We start from the raw sequence: 24,527 nt of genomic DNA on the forward strand, positions 1-24,527 counted from the left end.
AATTGATGAGAAATTCTAATGAGTGTATTAATCTTCCTCCCAGTTAATAGATTCAATAACACCTGTATAGGCATTGATATACATTTTTACCTCTTTATTATGATCTGTATCTATTTCAAGCTCATAGACGAGTCCAAAATCATCATCCTCTTCCAGCTCTATCTCTGCAACTTTGCCCGGTATTTCTATCAATGCAATTTCCTCGGCTTTTTCTTGAGAAATGTATTCTGAACTGTCTCCTACAGCTTCTTTTGTAATATCACCTGTTTGCCGATTTAACAAATAAGCCTGTTCATTAGTGTCTGTTTTAATAATAAAAGAGTAATAAGATATTTTATTTTGCATTTTTTCTTCTATTGTTAATAAGTCACCATTTATTTGTTCCTTAATAAGAGTGATCGCTTCGTTTTCCTGCATAAGACCACTAATGGCAACGTTATTTTTTAATGATTGCAAAGAAAGTGATAAAATTTTGCCTGTTTTCTTTATTAGTTCCATTTGATATGTGCCAGTATTGTTTTCAAACACAATATTAAAAATGTCACCTTCCTCCGCTTTCTTTTCCGAAATACTATTTATTGTTCCACCATAAGTAGTCACAACAAATTCCTTTGCCTTTGTTTCTGTAATCGAATCAGTATTTTTTAAATAGACAGCAATAATCCCGAAAGCTAGTAGGACAAATAGCAATATACAGGCTGCGGTGATTAACAGTTTTTTCTTTACATTCATTTACTCACCGCCTTTATATCTGCAGGGAAAGAGCAAATAAATGTGGAGCCTTCACCAAGAACACTTTGCACTTCAATTTTCCCATTATGTGCATCGACTATTTGCTTTGCAATAGCAAGGCCAAGGCCAGCTCCGCCAGTCTCTCTATTTCTCGCCTTATCAGTCCGAAAAAATCGATCAAATATAAGGGCCTTGTGATCCTCGGCAATGCCAAAGCCATTATCGCTTACCTGCAAAAATACTGTTTTAGCGTTTATAAAAGCAGTTATGGTTACATGATCAGCGCCGTATTTAAATGCATTATCAATAAATATAAGCAGAAGCTGCTTCATTTTTTGTCTGTCTGCGGTAATGATCACTTCTTTACTAGCTGCATCAACTTCAACCTTACGGCCAGTCGCCATTTCCATATCCTTTGCTGTCTGACAGCAGAGCTCCCATAAATTTAGTTCCCCTATCTGCAGCTCAAGGAGATCATCTGCCTTTGCCAATTCAAGCATATCATTTGTCATTTCTTTCATTCGCACTGCTTCTGAAAGGATTGCATCGATTCCTTCATCTAATGCATCCGGTTTATTTTTGCCCCAGCGCTTCAGCATATTTGCATAACTTTCGATAACCGTCAGCGGTGTTCTCAGCTCGTGTGATGCATCATATACAAATTGCTTCTGCTTGTCGTATTGAATTTCTAACCTCGAAATCATGTTATTAAAGGTAGTCCCCAGTTGAAATAGCTCATCCTTGCTTTTATCTTTTAAAGGCAGCTTTTGAAAGCTACCGTTAGACTGGATATCCTCCATCGTTTTTATCAATGATTGAATTGGCGTTAAAATAAAGCTTGAAAGCACTCTTCCTGCTAAAAAGGTTGGCACGATAATAAGTATTGTGCCAATAATTAAAATCAGCTGCAAAATATGTAATATCCCTACAGAACTGTCTATATTTTCCGACATCTCCAGCTTTACAATATTGCCATTATTCCAAACAACTGGCATTGATGCGACAGAGAAGGTAATCCCATCGTGCTTTAAAACTTCTTCAGCCTGTGCCTCTGAATAAAAATGCTCCATTTCTGCATAACTCGAATCCTTTGTACTTGTAAAAAGGACAGTGTTTTTTGCGTCAATAACACGGATCATCCCCTCTGTTGGGACAAATGCGCGCAGAAGGGCATTTTGGTTCGTTTCTGTTGTAGCAGTTTGGATATTTCTTGCTGTCTGTGTTAGCTTAGCTGCAGTTTCATTTGTCTCATTTCGCAGGATTTCTTTTTGAAAAACAAAATATATGGTCGTATTTAAACAAATCATCATTATTACCAGTAATAATGTCGAAAAAACTTGAATTCTGGTTCTTACTTTCATATAGTAGTATCCTTAATAACATACCCGATTCCACGAATCGTCTGAATCAACTGCTTTTCAAACTCATAATCGATTTTTTTACGCAAATATCGAATATAAACATCCACTACATTTGTATCTGCCATAAAGTCATAGCCCCATACATGATTTAAGATCTGTTCTCTTGACAACACAATATTCTTATTTTCCATTAAATAAAGCAGTAGTTCGAATTCTCTTGGTGTGAGCTCAATATCGATATTTGCCCTTTTCACTGAATATGATTTCACAAAAACCTGTAAATCGTCTACTTGCAGGATTTTTTCCTGCTCTTGTTTCATTTGCATTTTGCTGATGCGCAGGCTCGCTCTAATTCGGGCGAGGAGCTCTTCAATTTGAAAGGGTTTTGTCATATAATCATTGGCACCTAAGTCAAGTCCTGTTACCTTGTCTGGAATTGAATCTCTGGCCGTCAACAAAATCACTGGTACATTTACAGATGCATTGCGTATCCTTCTTAAGATTTCGAGCCCGCTTATTTCTGGCAGCATCACATCAAGCAAAACAAGATCCCATTTGCCTGCAAGCACTTTTTCGAGCCCCTGTTCGCCTGCATGCTCTGCATGTACTTCATAGCCTTCATACTCCAGCTCCATTGTAATAATTCTTGCTATTTTCTTTTCATCCTCAATCACAAGAATTTTATCCTTTGTCAAATTCATAAGCCCCCTCGTTTTAGTATCTATGTTAAATAGCATTTATCCTCTACTTTATATTATAGTGTATACGCAAATAAAAAAAGGCTCTCCTGCTAATGTTCATCCATAAGGATGAATATTGTGCAGAAAAGCCGTTAATTCTTATTTAGATAAAACTTCTGTCAATACTGGTACGATTTGTTTCTTACGTGAAACAACACCTTTTAACAATGCAGTATTGTTTTCCAAGCTTACTCCAAATGCTTGTTCAACAGCATCCACTTTAGTACCAAGTGCAAGTGCAACAGAATCATTATTCAAAATATCTGTTACAACAAGTAAAAATAAATCAAGCTCTTTTTCAGCAATCACTTTGTTTAATACTGCTTCTATTTCCGCTTGCTTAGCTAGGACATCATTTGTGTCAACAGCGTTTACTTGCGCAACCTCAACCTTATATGATCCCATTGGGAATTCCTTCGCATCAAGGCTAATTAATTGTTCTACTGTTTTATCGCTTAAATCAGCGCCAGCTTTCAGCATGTCCAACCCGTATTGCTCAAGGTTAATCCCTGCAATTTCAGCAAGCTCTTGAGCTGCTTTAACATCCTGCTCTGTGCAAGTTGGAGATTTGAACAACAAGGAATCGGAAATGATAGCAGAAACCATCAAACCAGCAATTTCTTTTTTAATCTCTACATTGTTCTCTTTGTAAAGCTTGTTAAGAATCGTTGCTGTACAACCAACTGGCTCAGCACGGTAGTATAGAGGATCACTAGTTTCGAAATTTGCAATGCGGTGGTGGTCGATAACTTCAAGGATAGAAACCTCTTTAATGTCTTCCACACTTTGCTGGAATTCATTGTGGTCTACAAGAATAACAGAATCTGTTTCTTCTGAAGCCTTTTGTATGTATCTTGGAGCTTCTGCTTTAAAAGTATCTAGAGCAAATTGTGTTTCGCCATTGATGTCACCTAGACGAACAGCTTCTGCATCAACTCCTAATGCCTTTTTCAATTCTGCATATGCGATAGCAGAACAAATCGTATCCGTATCTGGATTTTTATGACCAAAAACTAAAACTTTTCCCATTCTTTAATTCTCCTTGTAACTGAAATTATTGATATAGATAAACAAGGTTGCGCCGTTTATCAATGTATTTATTGTATCATATCGCAAGCAAAAATAAAGAATCGTTAGACAAAATCTCCCTCTTAATTTATTGGAATTGTAATTTTGTGCTAGAGCTAATAGATTTTGTCTGCTAGTTAGCACTGCGAAAGTGGATGACACAAAACAAAATATAACCTTTCTAAACATGAATAATAAAACTTTAAAACATAGAGCTTGGAATTTAATTAGAATATAGCTTTAGATTAAGCACACCCACTCACTTTCTGCGGGTGTAGAGTGGGTGTGCTCCATTTATGTTTTTAAACAAAAAAACTGAACTATTCATCAAAAATCGATAAACTAGTTCAGCTTTAACTTGGACTTAAATGCTTATGTCCAAACCTTATCTATAAAACTATTAGAATTTAAATTGGTAATTTTCAATTTCCCAAGCATGAATTTGTGTACGGTAGTTATCCCACTCTGCTTTTTTCGCTGCAACATATTCATAGAATACGTGCTCGCCAAGTGTTTTAAGACCGATTTCACCTGCTTCTAGTTCAGCAACAGCTGCTTCTAAACCGCCTGGCAAGCTTTCGATGCCTAGTTCTTCGCGACGTGCATCTGTCATGTGGAAAATATCTTCATTAACAGGTGCTGGAGCTTTCAATCCTTTTTCTACTCCATCCAAACCAGCAGAAGCGATAACTGCAAATGTTAAGTATGGGTTAGATGCTGGATCTGGACAACGTAATTCTACACGAGTAGCCATGCCTTTTTTCGCAGGAATACGAATTAATGCAGAACGGTTAGAAGCAGACCAAGCAAGATATACTGGTGCTTCATAGCCAGGCACTAAACGCTTATAAGAGTTTACTAGCGGATTTGTTACCGCTACGAAGCTCTTAACGTTATCAAGGATACCTGCAATGAAAGAGTAAGCTTCGCTTGAAAGCTGTAATTCATCAGACTCATTATAGAAAATGTTTTCGCCGTCTTTGAAGAATGACATGTTAACATGCATTCCAGAGCCGTTGATGCCAAATACTGGTTTTGGCATGAATGTTGCATGCAAACCGTATTGTGCTGCAATTGTTTTAACAACCCATTTATAAGTTGTTGCAAGGTCAGCCGCACCAAGAGCGTCTGCATATTTAAAGTTAATTTCATGCTGGCCTTCTGCCACTTCATGATGCAATGCTTCAATTGTAAAGCCCATTGCTCTTAATGTTTTGAAGATTTCAACACGAACCTTTTCACCTAAGTCTTTCGGAGATGGCTCAAAGTATCCGCCTCTATCACCTAAAACTGTTGTTGGATATCCTTGTGCATCTGTTTCGAACAAGAAGAATTCCAACTCTGGTCCTACAGAAATTGTATAGCCATGTTCTGCAGCACGTGCAACTGTTTTCTTAAGAACATTACGTGTGTCGCCTTCAAATAATGTGCCATCAGGATTAGTTACAGAGCAAAGGAAACGTGCTTCTGAGTATCCTTCTTCTTCTGTCCAAGGCAACACAACAAATGTGTTTAAATCTGGGGCTAAGTAAGAATCCGATTTATTAATAGGTGAAAATCCTTTAATGGAAGAACCATCAATCATGATTTTCCCTTCTACTGCATCATCTAATTGAGCTGCTGTAATTGTGATATTTTTCAGAATTCCTTCAATATCGACAAATTGCATATGCAATAATTCAACGTTTTTTTCTTTAATGATACTTTGAATCTGTTCTAATGTAATTTCAGCCATGTCAATTTACCTCACAATCAATGTTCTAATATCTAACTTGAATTCATTATAAGAAATTATTTATAGTTATACAATATCTTTTTTTAAAATTTTTAAAATATTTTAAAGATAGCGTTTACATTACCAGAAATTTGTGTATGGGTTAATATTTGTAAAAATCCGAAAATACATTAAAAATAACTACTTTTATTGTTTTCTCTTCATCATTCTCTTGTTTTCGTATCATTTTAATATTTCCATATTCGAAATAAATCACATATAGTTGCACATATATATGAATGTCTTTCAATGGAAAGAGGTAACAGTTTGACAAAAAAATCTCTTTATTTGCTGTACTTTATCACCTTTCTTTCGATGACTGGCTATGGTGTCGTCCTTCCGGCTTTGCCTTACCTTGCCGCAAGCTTAGATTTAAGCTCCTTTCAGATGGGGACACTCATTACTGGATGGGCATTGGCTCAGTTTTTCAGTGTACCGTTTTGGGGGATGCTCGCTGATAGAATTGGGAAAAAGCCTGTCCTGCTTATTGGTCTTGGTGGATTTGGAGTTGCCTTTCTATTATTATTGGCAGCAAACTCCTACCTTTCCCTTTTATTAATCAGAGTAATTGGCGCGATTCTTTCTTCTGGCATGCAGCCTGCTGCAATGGCACTTGTTACTAACCTCTATGACAAGAAAAACAGAAGTGAGGCCATCGCAAAAATGGGAGCAGCAAGCGGCTTGGGCTTTTTATGCGGCCCACTAGCAGGATCACTCCTTTCCCCCTTCGGCATGACCGCACCATTTTTTCTTTCAGGGCTTTTAAGCCTGTTAGCCATTCCCTTTGTATGGATATTCATAAGCGAGGGTCAGCACAAAAGAACGGCAAAACAGCATGAGGTTAATTTCCTTCAGTCTATAAGGTTTTTGTTTGAAAAAGACTACAAGCAATTATTTTTCATCACCTTAGGCATGGCAGTTGCTGCTTCTAGCTTGTTCTCCATGCTAGGTTTCTTGTTAATGGAGCGCTTTTTTGCAACTCCATTTGAAACAGGCGCCGCCTTTAGTGTTCAATCTGGTGCAGCGGTTTTCGTACAGCTTGTCTTGTTTAGCTTTGTGTGCAAGCACCTCACAGAGAAAGCGGCCGCCTCTTTTGGGTTGATTATTCAAGCGCTTGGTTTTGCCTGTATAGCTTTGTCGTTTCATTTGTCTGTTGTGTTTATAGGCTGCATCTTCATAGGAATCGGCAGTGCATTTACTAGACCGACATTAATCAGCATGCTTGCCAGACAAAACACTATTGGTCAAGGAACAGTAATGGGTCTTCAAGCAGCAATGGATAGTCTTGGTCGAGGTGTCGGTCCACTTCTAGCAGGCCTTCTCTATTCAATGGCTCATTTCGGTCCATTTTTAATGGCTTTTGTTCTCTGTATCTGTTTATTTTTCTATTTTTCATTTTCTAAATCTTTTACAGAACAACGCATGCATTCCAGGACTATAACCAAATAAAGATATTTTTTACAGTAAATAGCTAGATTAATTTTTAGAATAGTGTTAATTTTTAAAATATACAAACTATTAAATATTAGGATGGTGCTAACATTATGAATTCTATGAAAAATATTTCCTTCAGCAAAAGATTTCCAGACATGCAGATTATCGGTTCTTCCTTTGCCGGATCACTTGATCATGTTATCCCCCTCTCCTACGGCTTTCCTGCTCCAGAGTCCTTTCCTCTTGATACAATGGTTACAGCAACAGAACGTGCAATGAAAACACAAGGATCAGGCGCAATGTCCTATACAGGTGGAACTGGGATTAGTAATATTGTTAATTGGATTTTGAAGCGTTCTGAGCTGCGAGAAGTATATGCAAAAAAAGATCAAATTATCGTGACGTCTGGAAGCATGCAGGCAATTGACTTAGTTGCCCGAACACTTACAGACCCAGGTGACGACATTTGGATTGAAGCACCTTGTTTCTTTGGTGCTATCCGAACATTTAATTTAGCACAGGTAAATTTACGCTCCTTTCCTATTGATGAAAACGGCATTATTGTCGAGCATGTAGAAAAGGCACTTATCGAGGCAAAGCTGCAACAAAAGCCATTGCCAAAAATTCTGTATATTATGCCTAACTACCATAATCCTGGCGGAGTTAATCTCTCTGTTGATCGCAGAAAAAAACTGGCTGAGCTTGCCTATGAATATAATTTCATCATTCTTGAAGATGATGCATATGTGGAGCTTTCCTTTGATGGCACATACTTACCTTCCATCCATTCCTTCGGTCCAGACAGAGTTATTTATTTAAGTACCTTTTCAAAAGTGATTGCTCCAGGAATCAGGCTTGGATGGGCAATTGGCTTAAGTGAAATTATTAATAAAATGCGTATTCTTAAGACAGATGGACTAACAAGCGTCTATGTGCAGGAAGTAGCCTATAATGTGTTAGAGCAATTGGATATCGAGTCACATATTAACAATTTGAGCACGATGTACAAAACAAGAAAAGAAGCAATGGTGGCAGCAATTAAGGAGCATTTCGGTGACGAAGTTAGCTTTGTTTCACCAGAAGGCGGCTTCTTCCTATGGGTAACATTTCCACAAGGGGTTAATACTAGCACTTTTGTCGATGCTGCGATGACTGCAGGCGTCTCTTATTTAGATGGCCGTCATTTCTTCCTCGAGGAAGAAGGCTATAATACAATGAGACTATGCTTCACCTACTGTAATGAGGAAAAAATTAAAGAAGCAATTAAGCGTCTTGCTGAAATTTATTACCAACACCTTCGCAGTTTACCAATGGAGGAAGCTAACTAATGGCTGGTAAAAAGCCGGTTATTTATGTTAGGTACAATATTCCGGAAAAGTATCTTAACAAAATAAAAGCACTAGGAGCAACCGTTCTGTTTGAACCATGGACATTTGGCAAAGAGGAACCTCAATTAACACATGATTTAAGCGAATGCAATATCGTCTTAACATTGGGACTAATTGATCCATTAACAATACAGCCATATGCACCAAATCTTCAATGGGTACAATCAATGAGTGTCGGACTTGATGCACTTCTTCATAAAGAGACAATCAATAGTGATATAATAATAACAAATACAAAAGGCTGTACTTCTATCCCTATTGCCGAACATACGGTTGCGATGATTTCTGCTTTTTCGCGAGGACTTCCGACAATGCTTCGAAATCAGCACAAAAAGATTTGGAGCAATACGGAGATTAAAGATTTAGAAGGTTCTAATGTAGGAATTGTCGGCTACGGGGAAATTGGCAAGGAAATTGCGAAAAGATGCAAAGCACTTGGCATGAATGTAGTCGGCTGCCGCAAACGACCTGCTAACACCCTTGACAATGACCCTGCAGATCAAGTTGTCGGGCTTGAGAGAATAGACGAGGTAATAAAAAATGCTGATTTTCTTATTTTAGCATTGCCATCTACTAAGGAAACATATCGTTTTATCGATAAACATAAGCTTCGCTTGCTGAAGGAATCTGCCTTTTTAATTAATATCGGAAGAGGCAATACAATTGTAGAAGAGGATTTACTGCAGGCATTATATAGTCAGCAAATAAAAGGCGCTGCCCTTGATGTATTTGATATAGAGCCATTACCTGGCGATCATCCTTTTTGGGAGCTTGATAATGTCATTATTTCTCCGCATAATGCCTATTATTCTCCTAGGAGCATGGAGCGTTATATGGATATATTTATAGAAAACCTTACAAGATTTATAGAAGGCAAGGAGCTTCTCAATGTCGTAAATAAAGAACTAGGCTATTAATAGGAACGCAAAAAAATAGGAAGGCGTAAATTCACGCCTTCCTATTTGCTTGCCTAATTAAACTGTTTCAAAGCCCTCTTGTTTCCAAGCAGTTGTTCCGCCTTCAATGAACGCAACATCAGTGAAGCCCATTTGTTTAAGTAAATAAGCGCCTAATGCAGCTTGTCCACCAAGACCACATGTTACTAATACAGGTCTATTACGGTCAGCTAATTCTGCGTTGCGAAGCTCTTCTGGAAGCTCCAAATCAGCGCGTATTGGCAGCATGCCAAGTGAAATATTAACACTGCTAGGAATTAAACCACAAGCACCTGCATCTGTAGCGTCTTGTACATCAATTACATATGTATTAGGTTTTTCTTCTATTTGTTTTTTTGCTTCAATTGATGAGATACCTTTAACGTTACTGCGTGCTTCTTCTAATAGCTTTCCGAATGTCAATGCCATTTAAATCACTCCTATAGTTTAATTTCCTACATTTCTATAGTAGCAAACTTTTCCTAATTTACCTAATAGAATGATCTTTTTTCACAACAAAAAAGAGGCTTCCTAATGCGATAGGAAGCCTCTTCTGTCTAAATTAATTCTTTAATTTATCTCTAAGCACCATTGGCAGGATACCACCATGACGGTAGTAGTCAATTTCAACTTCAGAATCAAAGCGAACAAGGACTTCAAAAGTCTTTTTGTTGCCATCCTCATCTGTTGCAGTAACTTCAATGAAATCACGTGGCTTAACTGTTTCATCAACATACACATTGAACGTCTCTTTACCAGTCAAACCAAGTGATTCAGCAGTATCTCCAGCCTTGAACTGCAATGGAAGAACTCCCATTAATACAAGGTTAGAACGATGGATACGCTCAAAGCTCTCTGCAAGAACTGTTTTAATTCCAAGCAGGTTCGTACCTTTTGCAGCCCAGTCACGGGAAGATCCCATCCCATAGTCTTTGCCAGCAAGAACCATTAAACCTGTGCCATCTTCTTTATATTGCATACAAGCATCATAAATAGATGTCACTTCACCTGATGGCCAATACGTTGTGAATCCACCCTCTGTTCCAGGAGCAATCTGGTTACGGATACGGATATTTGCAAATGTACCTCTCATCATTACTTCATGGTTACCACGGCGAGAACCATAAGAGTTGAAATCACGAGGCTCTACTCCATTTGCTTTTAAGTATTTCCCTGCAGGAGTGTTAACACCAATAGCTCCAGCTGGAGAAATATGGTCTGTTGTAACAGAATCCCCAAACTTACCAACAATTTTCAACCCTTTAATTGGAAGTACTTTTTCCGGATCCGGTTTAAGTCCTTCAAAGAAAGGCGGGTTTTGAATATATGTGCTTGTTTCATCAAATGTATACAAGGAATCGCTGCTAGTTTGAATTTCATTCCAGCGCTCATTGTCATCAAATACTCGCTCATACTCTTTCTTGAACAATTCAGGAGTTACTGTCTTGTTTACAAGTTCATTAACCTCTTCTGTTGATGGCCAAATATCCTTGAAGAAAACATCGTTTCCATCTTTATCCTTACCGATTGCTTCCTTCTGCAAGTCAATGTCAACTGTTCCAGCAAGTGCATATGCCACAACTAATGGCGGTGATGCCAAGTAGTTTGCTTTTACAAGCGGATGAATACGGCCTTCAAAGTTACGGTTACCAGAAAGTACGCTAGTAACAAGTAAATCAGCATCAGCAACAGCCATTTCGATTTCATCTCTCAACGGACCGGAGTTACCGATACAAGTCGTACAGCCATACCCAACAAGATTAAAGCCAATTTGCTCTAAATACGGCAATAAGCCTGAATCTCTCAAATAACCAGTAACTACCTTTGATCCTGGAGCCAAAGAAGTTTTTACAAACTTCGGTACTTCCATACCAAGCTCAACTGCTTTTTTAGCAACAAGACCTGCTCCAACAAGCACATATGGGTTAGACGTATTTGTACAGCTAGTGATTGCAGCGATAGCAACAGAGCCTGTTTTCATCGTTGTGGAATCACCGTTAGCAAACTTAATATCTACTGATTTATCAAACTCATCTTTTTTCAAGCCAAAGCCTTGATTTCCTTCTGGTGCAGTGACAGACTCAACAAATGCTTTTTGAAGCTGTGATAATGGAATCAAGTCTTGAGGACGTTTTGGTCCAGACAGGTTTGCTTCAATATCTGAAAGGTTAATTTCAATTACTTTTGTATAAACTGGTTCAAAGCTAGGATCAAAGAACAGCCCATTTCGTTTAGAGTATTCTTCTACCACTTTGATTTGCTCTTCTGGTCTGCCAGTCAATCTCATGTAGGACAATGATTCTTCATCAACTGGGAAGAATCCGCAAGTTGCACCGTACTCTGGCGCCATGTTTGCAATTGTCGCACGGTCAGCAAGCGGTAATTGGGAAATACCAGGTCCGAAGAATTCAACGAATTTTCCAACAACCCCTTCGCCTCTTAGCACTTGCGTTACTTTTAAAGCAAGGTCAGTTGCAGTTGAACCGTTTGGCATATCACCAATAAGCTTAACTCCCACTACTTCAGGTACTGGGAAGTAAGATGGTTGTCCAAGCATACCTGCCTCTGCCTCGATACCGCCGACACCCCAACCAAGCACGCCGATTCCGTTAATCATCGTCGTATGAGAGTCAGTTCCGACAAGCGTATCTGGGAATGCTTCTAATTCGCCCTCTTTATTTTCAACTACTTGCACTACATTTGCTAAATATTCTAAATTTACTTGGTGTACGATACCTGTTGCAGGTGGTACTGCACGATAATTGTCAAAAGCTTTTTGAGCCCAGCTCAAAAATTGGTAGCGCTCCGCGTTGCGTTCAAATTCAAGATCCATATTTGCTGTCAACGCATCTGGCGTACCATATTTGTCGACCTGCACGCTATGGTCAATGACAAGGTCAACAGGTTTTTCCGGGTTAATTTTGCTTGGATCTCCACCGAGATCAGCCATTGCTTTTCTTAAAGATGCCAAGTCAACAACAGCAGGAACACCAGTGAAATCCTGAAGGATAACCCTTGAAGGCTTAAATGGCACATCAATCTCTTTCAGTTCATCTGTTCCCCATTTTGCTAGGTTTTCCACATGCTCGTCTTTAATGACGAAACCATCCATTTGTCTTAATACAGATTCCAATAGAACTTTAATAGAGTACGGCAATTTTGTAACATTACCGATTCCCGCTTTTTCCAATGCTTCCAATTGATAGTAATGATAACGCTTCCCATCAACCTCGAATGATTTACGTGCATTGTAAGTATCTTTTGCCATATGTATTACCCCCTCCATGTAATCATATACCAAAAATAGAAAAATAGTCGAATATTTCGTACTTTCTATCTTTTTTGTCATTTACATCCTCATTTATTTTAATACACTAATATTGATAAGTAAATAATAAGAAAGTTATCATTTGTAATAAGTACTACTTATGACCCATTAAATGAAATAAGGAAAATGGCATTTGATATAAAGCTAGAAAGCTAGCATTGAAGGCAAACCACTAATGCACAGCTAGTGTCATTCATTTCCAGAAAAATGAATAGAAAAAAAAACCAAAAGAGGCTGGGACAAAACAAAAGAATAACCTTTCTAAACATAAATAATAAAATTACATCTAAATTTGAAAAATGAAACACGTGACTAAATAGAATATGGGTTTAAAATTAGTTTGTTTCATTGTACGCTCGTCCTCGCGCTTTCCGCGGGGAGGAAGCTGATCCTCCTCGTCTTCGCCTGCGGGGTCTAAAGCGTCCTCTATTTCCCTTAGTAGTCGTGTGACCTCCGCTCCATTCCACTAAGTTTTCTAATCAATGTATTAAAACTAAAAAACACAAAAACCCGAACTATTCAATCGTTGGTCGATAAAATAGTTCGGGTTTCATGCAGATTCACTTACTTATGTCCCAGCCTCCATTTTTTCTTACCGCTTATGAAAGCTCATTAACTTCATTAACAATATTTTTCAAATCATTTTGAAAAGTTTCAAGTTGTTGACGCTGATGCTCTGAAGCAACCTCTAATGCATTCTCGATTTGTTGATATGTCTCATTAATCTCTTGCTTCAAATGCTTTAGCTGATGGCCATAGCTTGCTGAGTCCTTCACGATACTTTCATATAAAGACTGAGTTTCAGTCATATTATTTTGCGCAGCTTGAAAAGCTTCTTGTTTATTACTTTGATAAAACACTGTATTTCCTCCTATCCATTTTCACATCATTATTCGTTGTTGTCAGCAGGAAAGAAACCCTACAATTAAATTGCTCAAGCCGTAAGAAAAATATTCGGTATAAACAACTGATATTTCTCTCATTCTAATCAAGAAGGGCAAATTGCTTTTCAAATGCAAAGGAGATGAGAATAATGAATAAAAACGACAGCAAAGACATGCGCAAAAATTCACCTAAAGGCCATCATGGCGGTCAGCCAGAGCCTCTTAGCGGCAGCAAAAAAGTAAAAAACCGCAACCATACAAGACAAAAGCATAACAGTGGTCATGACTTTTAATTCCAAAGATTTACTATAGAATCCTTCCCCTGCTGATGAAATCAGTTGTTCATCAGCAGGGGCGTTATTTGTGCACATGTTTAAGCATTTAAGAATACATTGGTTCAAAAAAGGCGTGAAATGCTATGAACAATGATTATTCTGAGTGGTTATATGAATTTGGCTTACTTGTTAATTATTTAGACGCAGCGGAGTTTCAAGTTGATGCATATGAAGCAGATACCTATTACTTGGTTGAATGCTTGCTGCCATTTGCAACAAAGGAAACCTTTTCACCACTTGTTAAGGAAAATTATTTAACCATTACAACGACAGACTTAGAAAATAATATTAAAACAAGAACTGTATATTTCCCAACCATAATCGAAGGTAAAAAAATTAACTCTACCTTTTCAAACGGCCTGCTTGAAGTAAAAATTACCAAGGACTAACTTTTTTAGCTTTAATGATCTATTACTTTTTCCAGCGTATAATAAATGATACCATTTGCATCATTTAATCCTTTATTCCAATGATAAAGCTCCTGATGGTAATCACCCTTTTGTTTATCAGCAAGGGCATAAAGCACTTCCTGCATCCACAAGCTATCAATAGAACATAGCTCTTCTTTAACTAGCGGTTCCTTTTTATGTCCTATTCTTAACACTTGCTTGAAAAATTTTTGTTTATTTTTACAAGTAATTTTTTTTATTTCCCCTTCTACTCCGTTTGTGCTATTAAAGTAAAAACAAAAGAGGATTGTCACCTCAGGATATAGCCTTCTATACAGAGGGAGCTTAACAAGTCTACGATAATTGCTGATCACGGCTTTATCATTTTTGCTTGTTAAAGCTAAAATATAGCCGTAATAAGGATTATGCCTTCTTAACCGTAAATACACCTCAATCCATTTACTATTACGTGACTTTCTTTCTGTATAATAAGCAAGTAAATATAGACTTAGTATGAATGCAAGGCATAATATTGCAGTTAAATAAATTCCCTTCATAACACGAAACTGCTCCTTTCCATTAATCCCCCAAACCAATATGTCTAAAGACTATTTATTCTTTCTTCGATTTCATATACTGACAATCCTCCAAAACCTAAAACAATTGGTATTTTATTCGCTGACTGTTGTATATATTAGCTTGCTTTTGAATTGTCACCAATTGCATTGTTCCAAAGCATTTTCAATCAATTGGGCATGACTCCCGTCGTATATATTTATAAATGTTTGACTGCTTCTATCAGACCAGCATATCCCTTTCCCCTTTTTACTACAATACCAGCAGCAGCTTTGCTGTAATTGTTGACAGGGCTATGACAAATCGCTTGCCTCCTTAGCCAGTAAAACAGCCTTTTACAAGCTGTCGGCTTCTACAATAACAGCGAAAGGTTCACAGCAGGCAGGACGATTTCAATGGATTTACAATGAAAATAATAGAAATAAAGCAACTAGTCTAGTTTTCTGTTCATTATTTTAGTATCATGAAGAAATGGATACTGCCATTGATTGGCGATTTGTCTCATACATGTACTTTATAATGAAGTGAGGATATAAACTTATGTTATTGAATGTGGAAAATTTAAGTCATACATTTGGAGATAGAACTCTATTTAAAGATGTCTCCTTCCGTTTGCTTGCAGAGGATCATGTCGGTCTTGTTGGGGCTAACGGTGTTGGTAAATCAACATTAATGAATATTATTACAGGACAACTAATTCATGATGCCGGTAGAGTCGAGTGGATTCCTTCTGTCCATTACGGTTACTTGGATCAGCATACAGTACTTACACCAGGAAAAACAATTCGCGATGCATTAAAGGATGCTTTCCTTCCACTATTTAAAGAAGAAGAAAAGTTAAATGAAGTAACAGCCAAAATGGGTGATGCTACACCGGAAGAGCTGGAAGAATTACTGGATGAAATGGGTGTTATCCAGGATAAGCTGGATGCAGGCGGCTTTTATACACTTGATATAAAAATTGAAGAAGCAGCACGCGGGTTAGGTCTTGATGCAATTGGACTAGAGCGTGATGTTGCAGCATTGAGCGGTGGTCAAAGAACAAAGGTTCTGCTTGCAAAGCTATTACTTGAACAGCCGCAAGTTCTATTGTTGGATGAGCCGACAAACTATCTCGATGTGGAGCATATTAAATGGCTTGCCTCTTATTTAAAGGAATATCCATATGCCTTTATTTTGATTTCTCATGATACAGAATTCATGAACCAAGTATCAAATGTTATTTTCCATCTTGAATTTTCGAAGCTTACGAGATACACAGCAAGCTATGATAAGTTCCTTGAGCTTGCGGAAATCAACAAAAACCAGCATTTGAATGCGTATGAGAAACAAAAGGAATTTATTAAAAAACAAGAGGATTTCATCTCCAAAAACAAAGCGAGATATTCTACAACTGGACGAGCAAAAAGCCGTCAAAAGCAATTAGACCGTCTTGAGCGCATTGACAGACCGGAAACTGCTTTAAAGCCGACATTTGAGTTTAAAGAATCCCGCGGAAGCAGCCGATATGTTTTTGAAGGAACAGACTTTGAAATTGGTTATGCAGACCCGCTGCTACCGAAGATGTCTGTTACCATTGAACGTGGTGAAAAGATTGCTGTGGTCGGCTGTAACGGTGTTGGTAAATCAACATTGCTTAAAACAATGCTTGGCAAAATTAAACCGCTTAGCGGAAAAATAGAGCGTGGAGATTTCTTGTATCCTTCCTATTTCGAACAGGAAGTAAAAGCAGGCAATTTAACTCCAATTGAAGATGTATGGAATTCCTTCCCAAGCATGGATCAGCACCAAGTTCGCGCTGCACTTGCAAGATGCGGGTTAAAAAACGAGCATATTTCACGACCACTTAATCAATTAAGCGGTGGCGAGCAAGCGAAAGTCCGCTTATGCAAGCTGTTAATGGAAGAAAGCAACTGGCTGCTATTCGATGAACCGACAAACCACTTAGATATTTCGGCTAAGGAAGAATTGAAAAGAGCACTGAAAGCTTATAAAGGTACCGTTGTGCTCGTTTGTCATGAACCTGACTTTTATGAAGATTGGGTAACAAAGGTTTGGAATGTAGAAGATTGGTCTAACCAAAATAACTAACTAATTAATAATAAAAAACTATCAATGATGAATTGCTTTATGATGGATAAAATTCCATTCATACGAATATTCATTATTTGATAGTTTTTTTTGATGAAAATATGGCTAGGAGGTGCAATTTGTATTTCTTTGGGCGAATCTGGAAAGTCATTATTAACTTTAGCTTTTCAGCCATTTTACTGATCACCTTTGGAGTGATTTTAAGTGCTGCATGGCTGTTTCGCCTTTTGGAGCCAGCGACCTTTCCAAGCTATTTCGACAGCTTATGGTATACGATGGTCACTTCCACAACAGTTGGTTACGGAGACTATTACCCTACCTCCATCGCCGGTCGTATATTTGCGATGGTCTTTTTCCTGTATGGAATCATGACCCTGACTGTGTTTATTGGAAAAATTCAGCAAATGCTTTCTGACTATAAAAGGCTGAAGGAGGAAGGAAAATTGGACTACAAAAGGGATGGTCATGTAATTTTTATTGGATATGGCAAGAAAACAGCCATAGCCATTAAGGAGGTAAAGAGCTCGAATGCGAAAATGCCGATAGTGCTGATAGACAGCAAGCTTGATAAGAACCCTTACAATGAAGATTATGTGTTTTTTATTAATGGAAATCCAGCAGAAGACGAAACATTGTTAAAAGCAAACTTACCTGTTGCAGACCGTGTTTTCATTTTTTCAGATGAAGCAATTGAGAATGATTTAGCGGCAGACGGAACAACAGCCTTGATTGCATTAGGTGTTGAGGACCTGTCCAATGAGTATTCGGTTAATATGCATACAACAGTTGAAATTCGCAAGGCTTCCCATAAGCCACGCTTTAAGCATGCAAATGTCGAAAGATTCGTTTATTCCTATGAATCGGTTGGACTCTTAATTGCAAGGGAATGCTTGCATTCTGGGAGTGCCACTTTATTAAATGATTTGCTCTCAAATGACAGAGGTTCAGACTGGCATCAAATTAAAGCGAAAAAAGAATGGAAAACATATAAAGATGCTGCAGAGGGTGTATTCTCGTCAGGTGCAACACTTATTGCCGTTAATGATGATTTAGATGTTGCAACAAAAGCAAAAAAGACTCTCCCGATTGATGCGACATTGACAATTGTCTGCAGTGAAACAACGATAATAAATTTTAAATAAGCCATTTATAGAGGGCTACAATATACTACATATACTTTGCCCTCTGCGTTTTAATTTGTTTCTGTGTGCTGTTTCCCTTTTTTGACTGCTTTTAACTCATACTTATCGACTTTTACAGAGATAATATGATCTGGCTTTGGCTTGCCAATATTTTTTCGGTGTCCCTCAATATGGGCAGGACTCTTCTCCCAATTCTTCCAAGCCTCTTCTGATTCCCATCTAAAAATAAGTAAAACCTCTTCATCACCACGGCGTACTTTTTTCACATAAACACTGACATCAACAAAGCCCTCCTGCTCCTCCACGATGCCACCTTGACTGAACTTATTAACAACAAGGTCAGATGTTCCTTCTTTCACAACCATATTTCGAGTGATTACAAACATACATCTCTCTCCAATCCATCATAAAGTATATTTTTTATTCTATTGATAAAGATTATCATTGTCAATTAATAACCATCTGTTTGCTGAACTTACCGTTATTTTTCCTTACGTTCGCTTTTTTTTGGAAATACTGTATGTTTTTTTAACGACAGCAAATAATACCAATAATTAGATTTATTGGAGGTCTTTGCTATGATAAGAGGTATCACTCTTTCCACACTTGCCTGCTTGTTATTACTCTTGAATCCGGTTGGAGCATTCGCTGCGCCAACAAACGAGGAGGTCAGCCAACTTGCCAATTCGCTCGGATGGACAACTGATGATTTGGAAAACTATTTAAGCGATAAAGAGCTTTCTTTAGAACATTTTGATTCAATCGAAAGCTTAAAGGATTATCTGGGCACACCAATCACACCTGATAATTTAAATAAATTGCTGAAAAACTATAATATGACACAGGAAGAATTGGAGATTTTGCTGACTGGTTTCAATGAAAGTGTTCAAGATTACTGGTTCATAGAGGATTTAGATGTCGCAATTGACTTTTATCAAAATCATGAAGAGCAAATGCAAAATTTAGAGGCATTTTTGCTGAATGTTGGGATGACAGAAGACGAAACGGCTAGTTTGTATCAGCATTTTAAAAAGCTCGACAAACAAGCTCTTGCAAATAATATTTCTGGCTGGAAGGAAGAACTACAGGCTTTTGCCGCGATGGATCAGGAAGAGCAGCTTTCTTCTTCTAATAAAGAAACCTTATTGTCGATATGGAAAAATGTCAGCAAACAGCTCGAATTAACTCCTGTTTTTTATTCTGTTGACGATAACGGCAATAGAAATGAAATTGTACTCGATGAATTTCTGCAAGCACCACAATATGACACGGTAGCTTTAGAGATTTACGACAGCAACGATGCTTTGCTTGTAGATACCGTTATCTCTCCGGAAAAACTAACGAGCGGATTTGCTGTAGCTGCGGCTGACAAAGTGGTGAATTTGGCTGAATTAAGCGGAAACTTAACAACACTTTATGATTCACAGCTTCCAAACACTGCATCTTTTATCCCATTATTTTTATTTGCAGGATATTTGTGCGTATTAACTGGCTGCATCATTCTGTTACGGAATAAGAGCAAAAAGCTTTATGAAAAGTAAATCTATCACCCTGTCTGTATGTGCATATACATTAATCGTGGTTGGTATGGCCTTTGTTATTTCCAATTCGGTCCATTTGATGAATGCAAACAAACCGCTGTCCTCAGTTTCTGCCAAAGTTACAAAAGAACTTAGTTCCAGAGCTGTCAAAAGCACCTCACCACAAGAAGGTGATTGGTTCGGCATACTGATTGCACCAAAGCAAAACAAAGAAGTAACAATATTCGAAGGGACAAACCCCTCTACTTTAGCTAAGGGAGCTGGCCACTTTTCAGGCAGTGCAAACCCTGGCGAAAGTAATAATACGGTAATATCAGGGCATCGGGACACGTATTTTCGTTTTCTAAAGGATGTAGCAAAAAATGATCGAATTATCCTTCAAACGAGTAGTGGAACCTTCACCTATAAAATCCGTAAAACAGAGGTGGTATCTGCCTCCGCTGAAAATATAGTAACACCAAAAAGCCGACCTGTTTTAACATTAACAACATGCTATCCATTCTACTTTATTGGTGATGCACCAGAACGCTTTATCGTGACGGCAGATCTCATAAATAAAGACATGTCTGCAGCCAAATAGCCTACGATAACCTGCTATTTTTTTGCAGGTTATTGTTTTTTTGCTTTAATAAGGAGAAAATGTGGGTTATTCATCAAATACTGATAACTCTCCGCTTTTAACTCTTTTAGTTTCGCTGTTGGTTGGAGCTCTTTTATTGCTGTTAGCGTGAATGCCTTTGTTGTTTCATTGATTATATCTTGTAAGGGTCTGCGGTACATCGGGACCTCGAATTCTTTGCCTTGTTTATTCCAGATATCTGTTAGTGCTTCTGTTTCAAAATAGCATTTGTTCTCAGAAATATTGATATCCATGAATGGATGATGGACAGAAAATAAATACTCCTCGCCGCTTTTTAAAACTCTGTTAAATTCTGCAAACACCTTTGTCCAATCTTGTAAATAATGAAGTGTCAATGAGCTGATAATCAAATCAAAGGAAGAATCGGGAAAAGGCAGCGGTTCCTCTAAATCCAAGCACAACGCCTTTCCTCTATCACCAATTCTTCGTTTTGTGGCTGCTATCATTTGTGGACTAACGTCTACAGCAGTTACATCAGCCCCTCTTAAAAGCAGTTCATTTGCATACCACCCTGCTGCACACCCTGCATCAAGGATTTTCTTGCCATGTAATTCTTGCTCTAATTCTGCCAACATTCCTGGCCGTTCGTATTGTGTATTATAAAAGCTAGAGTCATCAACTTGGTTTTCGTAAACAGTAGATAAAGAATCAAATACCTTTTGTATTTTCGCTTTCATTGTTTCCCTCCTATTTAAATACACATATTTGTGTATATTCTTTGTAGATTGTTTACAATCCTTTTTCTACTACAAAAAAACCATGCAAAAGCATGGTTCCTAATGTTTCGTTAATATTAACTCCATTTTGCCAAGACAGCAGCTATTTTTGTTTTCCACTCCTTTATAAACAGAAGGACATTGTTGCCTCCCTTTTGCTTTTGCATTTCATAAAAGCTGGCTGCGCCGATTAAAACGCTGCCGGCAATGAGCAGATATGCCCACCATGGCATATTGCCCCAATATGGTCTAGTTTGCAAAAGGACATTTAAAAGAAGTACGCCTATACCAATAAAGAAATAGGATTTATAGCGGAAATAAAAACCTCCAATAACTGACAGTAATGATAAACTCCCAAGAATTATGGCATCCATAATGTCAGATGTTTTTAACCCATCAATTATTAAACATACCGCTGAAAATAGCAGAAAGATCCACTCTGCTTTTATTATAAACTGCAGATGATCAGGTTTTAATTTTTTACAAATCCATATCAAGATAAACCAAGGCAGTAACAGCAGTTCCATGGTGTAGTAAATAGAAATCGGCAGTTCATGAAGCAATGTATAATATGGCTGCAGAAGAACGAACATTGCGGCTATTTTTGCCACCCAACTGTTATTCTTGGCCACCCTTCTCTTTTGGATATATATAGATATAGCCAAGAGAACACCTGGTGCCGCCTTCATCCATAATAGATCTGTATTTGTAAACAGCAGGAAGACAAATGCAAGGAAGCCACTAATACTATATAGATCTACTGCACTCAATATATCGTTTTTAAATGTGGCTAGTCTTTTGTATAAGCACATTCCTATAATGATAAGAAGCACTCCTAATATAGCATAAAAGAAAAACCGATCAGCTTGCAGAAAATCCTGTGCATACATAAGCCTTTCTGTACTGCAGAATAACAGCAGCATTGCTGGTGCAATCAAAAAGTGTTTTTTATCCATATGCATAAGGAGCAAGTAAATAATCAAATAAAGGAGACTGATGAAAAATTCATAATAAGAGAATTCTGCTAATATGAGCCAAGAAACAATTCCCAGCAAACTAAACGGGATAAAAAATAACAGTAATGATTTACCGCTATTCCGTTTCTGGTACAAGCGTTGACATAATATAAGAATGCTAGTATAAAGAAAACCTTGCGATACTTCTGTACCGCCAACAAAAGCAAGATGCTTTTCGAATGCGAAAAACATAAAAAACGAAAGATATGCTCCATATTGCATGAGTATTTTTACATACTTCTGTTTTATCATAAATGCACTCGCTGAATAGGCAATAAAACTGAACACAAATTGAAGCATTGCGTTACTATAGTTAAATATAACATCAAAGCCTAATGCCATTAATAAATACGTATGACCAAATGCTGCTAAAGGTAGCTTAAAGTCTTTATTTTTCATAACTACTGCAGCTAACAACACCAGAATCCAGCCATAAAGAGAACTTTTCTCATAAATCCAATCTGATGACGAAAACAGCAAATCAATTAAGGAAAAATAGCAGAAGCACGATACTGCAGTAATCAGCCATGGGATTGCTTTTTCTCGTCGTAATTGATAAAACAAGTAAAAAACAAAAATCCCACCAGCATAGACAGCTGTTCTTGCAATATCACTATTAGCTGGCGCTGTAACGGTCAATAGCACTGCCACCATATACATAAATTGACTAATATAAAACCCGTTTTTCCCCATTCCTTCATCTATTCTTTGATACCATTTGCTTAAAGCTAATATGCTGATACTAGCCAAAGCAACAGAAACGAAGGGCCCTAGATCTTGCAGACATTGTATAGCTGAAAACAATGCGACAAACGCAACACTATAAACAATAGGAATAATTAAATTTAATAATGCAAAGCCTGTTATCTCAACGTTTTGCCTCTTTATATATAATAAGGTGAATCCAAGCAGGAAGAGCATAAAGCACACTTCCCAACCGCCAAAGAAAAACATGGCGCTTCCATACGTACATAAAAACATAGTACCAAGCGTAACATCGCTTGAGCTTCTTTTTATCACTTGCAGCATTGGAACATTATTAAATAGGCTTAACAAAAGTAATAAAAGAAAGGCACTGACAAAACTGACCACTAAGAAGCTGTTTAGATCGTTAACAAGATTCCATTTTAACGCAAGCTGCCAAAGGCTCGCCCCCCATAATACGGCAGGCAAATATGGAATAATACGTGTATGAAGGTGTTTCGTTAAGTATACAAATTGGGCTCCTAGCAGCAGTAATGTTATCGTGATAATATATGAACCGCTCCAAACAAGCTCTAGTCGAAAAACAGCACTGTAAATAAGACTTGCCAAACCAACCGCAATACTTGTATGCTCCCATGTTTTTTTCAAATTCATTTCTTTTTTCACCATGCTTAAGAAAAGGAAGACGCCAGCTAAACCAGCAAAGGCCATTGGCATCCAGTTAGACAGAAATTCGTGAGAAAAAAACTGATAAACTCCAGCACTTGCAGTCACTGTTACCAAAAAATGAACGTCTTTCTTGTTTGTTTCAAGGAGGAAAAGGAAGTAGACAGCACTCATCAATAAAAAATTCCAGCCTTGAAATATCGAAGATTCATAGATAAAGCTAATGAATAAAGTTGTCACAATCATGTGTACAAGCATATAAACAGGCAGGAGACGAAGATAACCACTTAACCAGGCTTTTTTGTATTTTGCCATAAACAGAATAATCAAGAAATTAAAGATAACCATTAAAAGTGTGAATACATCAATCGGTAAGGATAATGCTAATACCAAAAAGGCAACAGTTGACGAAACAGCCGTTAATGCTAAGACACGAAAAAAAGCTGATTCCATCCTTTTCGCTAGCTGGTGATAAACAATCACAAGTACTGTTCCTGCTATCGCCCCAAACAGATATCTTCCTTCCCCTTCATATGAAAGATAAAAACCTGCTAAATGAAAGAAACTGACGGAAAGAAATCCAATAGGCAGAAATAATCCGCCGAGAACAGTAAAGGCAAAAGCTGTTTTTTCTATTTTCACAATATTTTTTGCGATAAAGCCAAATCCAAAAAATAAAATAGAGACAAAGAAAATGCTTGCTGCCTTCATCCACCCAGCCATTGTGCTCCAATTGCTTGTTGCTACAAAAAGTCCACCTAGCAAAAGCAAGAAAACGCCAAGATACAAAAGATAAGAAATATTACGCTCACGCAGCTCTTCCTTACTGCGAACTTTTTTTATTTTTTTCTTCTTTTCGCGAATTTGTTTTTGTTCAAGTATGTTGTCTTGTTGTATCAGTTCCTTCTTCGAAAAAGGAGCTGCTGCTTCTTTATCTTGGACATAGCTCTTATAACCGGAAAGAACGTCTTCGTATGTTTGCGAACGTATGTATTCGTGATCCTTAAGCTGTTTAAGCTTTATCAAAAATGAATTCTCAGTCATTCACCATAACCCCTTATGATAA

At 37.7% G+C, this 24,527-nt stretch carries 21 protein-coding genes; 9 read left to right on the top strand and 12 right to left on the bottom strand.

All coding sequences use genetic code 11. From position 1 onward, the window contains the following. Positions 1 to 27: 27 nt before the first annotated feature. The 5 genes from NQZ71_RS12810 to NQZ71_RS12830 all read right to left on the bottom strand — a co-directional run bounded on the left by NQZ71_RS12810 (position 28) and on the right by NQZ71_RS12830 (position 5,636). Positions 28 to 732: a PepSY domain-containing protein gene (locus NQZ71_RS12810; protein WP_144454831.1), complete on the bottom strand. Its 705-nt coding sequence runs from the start codon at positions 730 to 732 to the stop codon at positions 28 to 30. After that, complete coding sequence (locus NQZ71_RS12815) at positions 729 to 2,093, bottom strand: ATP-binding protein (protein ID WP_317010761.1); 1,365 nt, start codon at positions 2,091 to 2,093, stop codon at positions 729 to 731. Before NQZ71_RS12815 ends, NQZ71_RS12810 begins: the two co-directional genes overlap by 4 nt. Further along, entirely contained in the window at positions 2,090 to 2,788 is a 699-nt protein-coding gene (locus NQZ71_RS12820; protein WP_275005434.1) for a response regulator transcription factor, read from the bottom strand. Before NQZ71_RS12820 ends, NQZ71_RS12815 begins: the two co-directional genes overlap by 4 nt. A 144-nt stretch (positions 2,789 to 2,932) precedes the next feature. After that, positions 2,933 to 3,862 (bottom strand): manganese-dependent inorganic pyrophosphatase, encoded by a 930-nt coding sequence (locus tag NQZ71_RS12825; RefSeq protein ID WP_260053984.1) that lies wholly within the window; start codon positions 3,860 to 3,862, stop codon positions 2,933 to 2,935. A gap of 439 nt (positions 3,863 to 4,301) precedes the next feature. Beyond that, a complete protein-coding gene (locus NQZ71_RS12830) occupies positions 4,302 to 5,636 on the bottom strand; it encodes a glutamine synthetase family protein (protein WP_144454827.1) in 1,335 nt (444 codons plus the stop codon). A 306-nt stretch (positions 5,637 to 5,942) separates the two neighbouring features. Here NQZ71_RS12830 and NQZ71_RS12835 point away from each other — a divergent pair, with 306 nt between their 5' ends. From NQZ71_RS12835 to NQZ71_RS12845, 3 genes are all read left to right on the top strand, one after another. Then, positions 5,943 to 7,124 (top strand): MFS transporter, encoded by a 1,182-nt coding sequence (locus NQZ71_RS12835; protein WP_317010762.1) that lies wholly within the window; start codon positions 5,943 to 5,945, stop codon positions 7,122 to 7,124. Positions 7,125 to 7,219: 95 nt separating this feature from the next. Beyond that, positions 7,220 to 8,437, top strand: a complete 1,218-nt coding sequence (locus NQZ71_RS12840; RefSeq protein ID WP_317010763.1) for an aminotransferase-like domain-containing protein — start codon at positions 7,220 to 7,222, stop codon at positions 8,435 to 8,437. After that, the gene (locus NQZ71_RS12845; protein ID WP_275005426.1) at positions 8,437 to 9,414 is read left to right on the top strand and encodes a D-2-hydroxyacid dehydrogenase; all 978 of its coding nucleotides are present in this window, start codon (positions 8,437 to 8,439) and stop codon (positions 9,412 to 9,414) included. Before NQZ71_RS12840 ends, NQZ71_RS12845 begins: the two co-directional genes overlap by 1 nt. A 57-nt stretch (positions 9,415 to 9,471) precedes the next feature. Here NQZ71_RS12845 and NQZ71_RS12850 read toward each other — a convergent pair whose 3' ends face one another. From NQZ71_RS12850 to NQZ71_RS12860, 3 genes are all read right to left on the bottom strand, one after another. Further along, entirely contained in the window at positions 9,472 to 9,861 is a 390-nt protein-coding gene (locus NQZ71_RS12850) for a rhodanese-like domain-containing protein (protein WP_144454823.1), read from the bottom strand. Positions 9,862 to 9,994: 133 nt separating this feature from the next. After that, positions 9,995 to 12,700 (bottom strand): aconitate hydratase AcnA, encoded by a 2,706-nt coding sequence (acnA, locus tag NQZ71_RS12855; protein ID WP_144454822.1) that lies wholly within the window; start codon positions 12,698 to 12,700, stop codon positions 9,995 to 9,997. A 659-nt stretch (positions 12,701 to 13,359) separates the two neighbouring features. Beyond that, on the bottom strand, positions 13,360 to 13,620 hold the full coding sequence (locus NQZ71_RS12860; RefSeq protein ID WP_127741291.1) for a hypothetical protein: 261 nt from the start codon (positions 13,618 to 13,620) through the stop codon (positions 13,360 to 13,362). A gap of 170 nt (positions 13,621 to 13,790) precedes the next feature. On the opposite strand from NQZ71_RS12860, the gene NQZ71_RS12865 reads away from it, so the two are divergent. Beyond that, complete coding sequence (locus NQZ71_RS12865; RefSeq protein ID WP_127741427.1) at positions 13,791 to 13,937, top strand: small acid-soluble spore protein P; 147 nt, start codon at positions 13,791 to 13,793, stop codon at positions 13,935 to 13,937. Positions 13,938 to 14,062: 125 nt separating this feature from the next. Next, complete coding sequence (locus NQZ71_RS12870) at positions 14,063 to 14,368, top strand: Hsp20/alpha crystallin family protein (protein ID WP_317010764.1); 306 nt, start codon at positions 14,063 to 14,065, stop codon at positions 14,366 to 14,368. 11 nt (positions 14,369 to 14,379) lie between these two features. Here NQZ71_RS12870 and NQZ71_RS12875 read toward each other — a convergent pair whose 3' ends face one another. After that, on the bottom strand, positions 14,380 to 14,925 hold the full coding sequence (locus tag NQZ71_RS12875; protein WP_317010766.1) for a hypothetical protein: 546 nt from the start codon (positions 14,923 to 14,925) through the stop codon (positions 14,380 to 14,382). A gap of 559 nt (positions 14,926 to 15,484) precedes the next feature. Between NQZ71_RS12875 and NQZ71_RS12880 the strand changes: the two genes are divergently transcribed. Both NQZ71_RS12880 and NQZ71_RS12885 read left to right on the top strand, forming a co-directional pair. Next, positions 15,485 to 17,035, top strand: coding sequence for an ABC-F family ATP-binding cassette domain-containing protein (locus NQZ71_RS12880; RefSeq protein ID WP_144454819.1), 1,551 nt, complete (start codon positions 15,485 to 15,487; stop codon positions 17,033 to 17,035). Positions 17,036 to 17,154: 119 nt separating this feature from the next. Further along, complete coding sequence (locus tag NQZ71_RS12885) at positions 17,155 to 18,177, top strand: potassium channel family protein (RefSeq protein WP_317010767.1); 1,023 nt, start codon at positions 17,155 to 17,157, stop codon at positions 18,175 to 18,177. Between the two features lie 50 nt (positions 18,178 to 18,227). Here the strand turns inward: NQZ71_RS12885 and NQZ71_RS12890 are convergent, their stop codons facing one another. Continuing rightward, a complete protein-coding gene (locus tag NQZ71_RS12890) occupies positions 18,228 to 18,563 on the bottom strand; it encodes an antibiotic biosynthesis monooxygenase family protein (protein ID WP_127741301.1) in 336 nt (111 codons plus the stop codon). Positions 18,564 to 18,755: 192 nt separating this feature from the next. Here NQZ71_RS12890 and NQZ71_RS12895 point away from each other — a divergent pair, with 192 nt between their 5' ends. Continuing rightward, on the top strand, positions 18,756 to 19,718 hold the full coding sequence (locus NQZ71_RS12895) for a processed acidic surface protein (RefSeq protein WP_144454817.1): 963 nt from the start codon (positions 18,756 to 18,758) through the stop codon (positions 19,716 to 19,718). Continuing rightward, entirely contained in the window at positions 19,708 to 20,298 is a 591-nt protein-coding gene (locus NQZ71_RS12900; RefSeq protein WP_144454816.1) for a sortase, read from the top strand. Before NQZ71_RS12895 ends, NQZ71_RS12900 begins: the two co-directional genes overlap by 11 nt. Positions 20,299 to 20,327: 29 nt before the next feature. Here NQZ71_RS12900 and NQZ71_RS12905 read toward each other — a convergent pair whose 3' ends face one another. Together NQZ71_RS12905 and NQZ71_RS12910 are read right to left on the bottom strand one after the other, a co-directional pair. Next, the gene (locus NQZ71_RS12905) at positions 20,328 to 21,035 is read right to left on the bottom strand and encodes a class I SAM-dependent methyltransferase (RefSeq protein WP_317010768.1); all 708 of its coding nucleotides are present in this window, start codon (positions 21,033 to 21,035) and stop codon (positions 20,328 to 20,330) included. A 116-nt stretch (positions 21,036 to 21,151) separates the two neighbouring features. Continuing rightward, positions 21,152 to 24,505, bottom strand: a complete 3,354-nt coding sequence (locus tag NQZ71_RS12910) for a hypothetical protein (protein WP_317010769.1) — start codon at positions 24,503 to 24,505, stop codon at positions 21,152 to 21,154. Between the last annotated feature and the right edge of the window lie 22 nt (positions 24,506 to 24,527).

The organism is Niallia taxi (assembly GCF_032818155.1).
GTDB lineage: Bacteria > Bacillota > Bacilli > Bacillales > Cytobacillaceae > Niallia > Niallia taxi_A.

Excerpts from the sequence above, each read along its gene's own strand:
- NQZ71_RS12825 (WP_260053984.1), bottom strand. The coding sequence starts at position 3,862 with ATGGGAAAAGTTTTAGTTTTTGGTCATAAAAATCCAGATACGGATACG.
- NQZ71_RS12810 (WP_144454831.1), bottom strand. The coding sequence starts at position 732 with ATGAATGTAAAGAAAAAACTGTTAATCACCGCAGCCTGTATATTGCTA.
- NQZ71_RS12890 (WP_127741301.1), bottom strand. The coding sequence starts at position 18,563 with ATGTTTGTAATCACTCGAAATATGGTTGTGAAAGAAGGAACATCTGAC.
- NQZ71_RS12815 (WP_317010761.1), bottom strand. The coding sequence starts at position 2,093 with ATGAAAGTAAGAACCAGAATTCAAGTTTTTTCGACATTATTACTGGTA.
- NQZ71_RS12875 (WP_317010766.1), bottom strand. The coding sequence starts at position 14,925 with ATGAAGGGAATTTATTTAACTGCAATATTATGCCTTGCATTCATACTA.
- NQZ71_RS12850 (WP_144454823.1), bottom strand. The coding sequence starts at position 9,861 with ATGGCATTGACATTCGGAAAGCTATTAGAAGAAGCACGCAGTAACGTT.
- NQZ71_RS12845 (WP_275005426.1), top strand. The coding sequence starts at position 8,437 with ATGGCTGGTAAAAAGCCGGTTATTTATGTTAGGTACAATATTCCGGAA.
- NQZ71_RS12905 (WP_317010768.1), bottom strand. The coding sequence starts at position 21,035 with ATGAAAGCGAAAATACAAAAGGTATTTGATTCTTTATCTACTGTTTAC.
- NQZ71_RS12840 (WP_317010763.1), top strand. The coding sequence starts at position 7,220 with ATGAATTCTATGAAAAATATTTCCTTCAGCAAAAGATTTCCAGACATG.
- NQZ71_RS12900 (WP_144454816.1), top strand. The coding sequence starts at position 19,708 with ATGAAAAGTAAATCTATCACCCTGTCTGTATGTGCATATACATTAATC.
- NQZ71_RS12910 (WP_317010769.1), bottom strand. The coding sequence starts at position 24,505 with ATGACTGAGAATTCATTTTTGATAAAGCTTAAACAGCTTAAGGATCAC.
- NQZ71_RS12870 (WP_317010764.1), top strand. The coding sequence starts at position 14,063 with ATGAACAATGATTATTCTGAGTGGTTATATGAATTTGGCTTACTTGTT.
- NQZ71_RS12830 (WP_144454827.1), bottom strand. The coding sequence starts at position 5,636 with ATGGCTGAAATTACATTAGAACAGATTCAAAGTATCATTAAAGAAAAA.
- NQZ71_RS12895 (WP_144454817.1), top strand. The coding sequence starts at position 18,756 with ATGATAAGAGGTATCACTCTTTCCACACTTGCCTGCTTGTTATTACTC.
- acnA (WP_144454822.1), bottom strand. The coding sequence starts at position 12,700 with ATGGCAAAAGATACTTACAATGCACGTAAATCATTCGAGGTTGATGGG.
- NQZ71_RS12880 (WP_144454819.1), top strand. The coding sequence starts at position 15,485 with ATGTTATTGAATGTGGAAAATTTAAGTCATACATTTGGAGATAGAACT.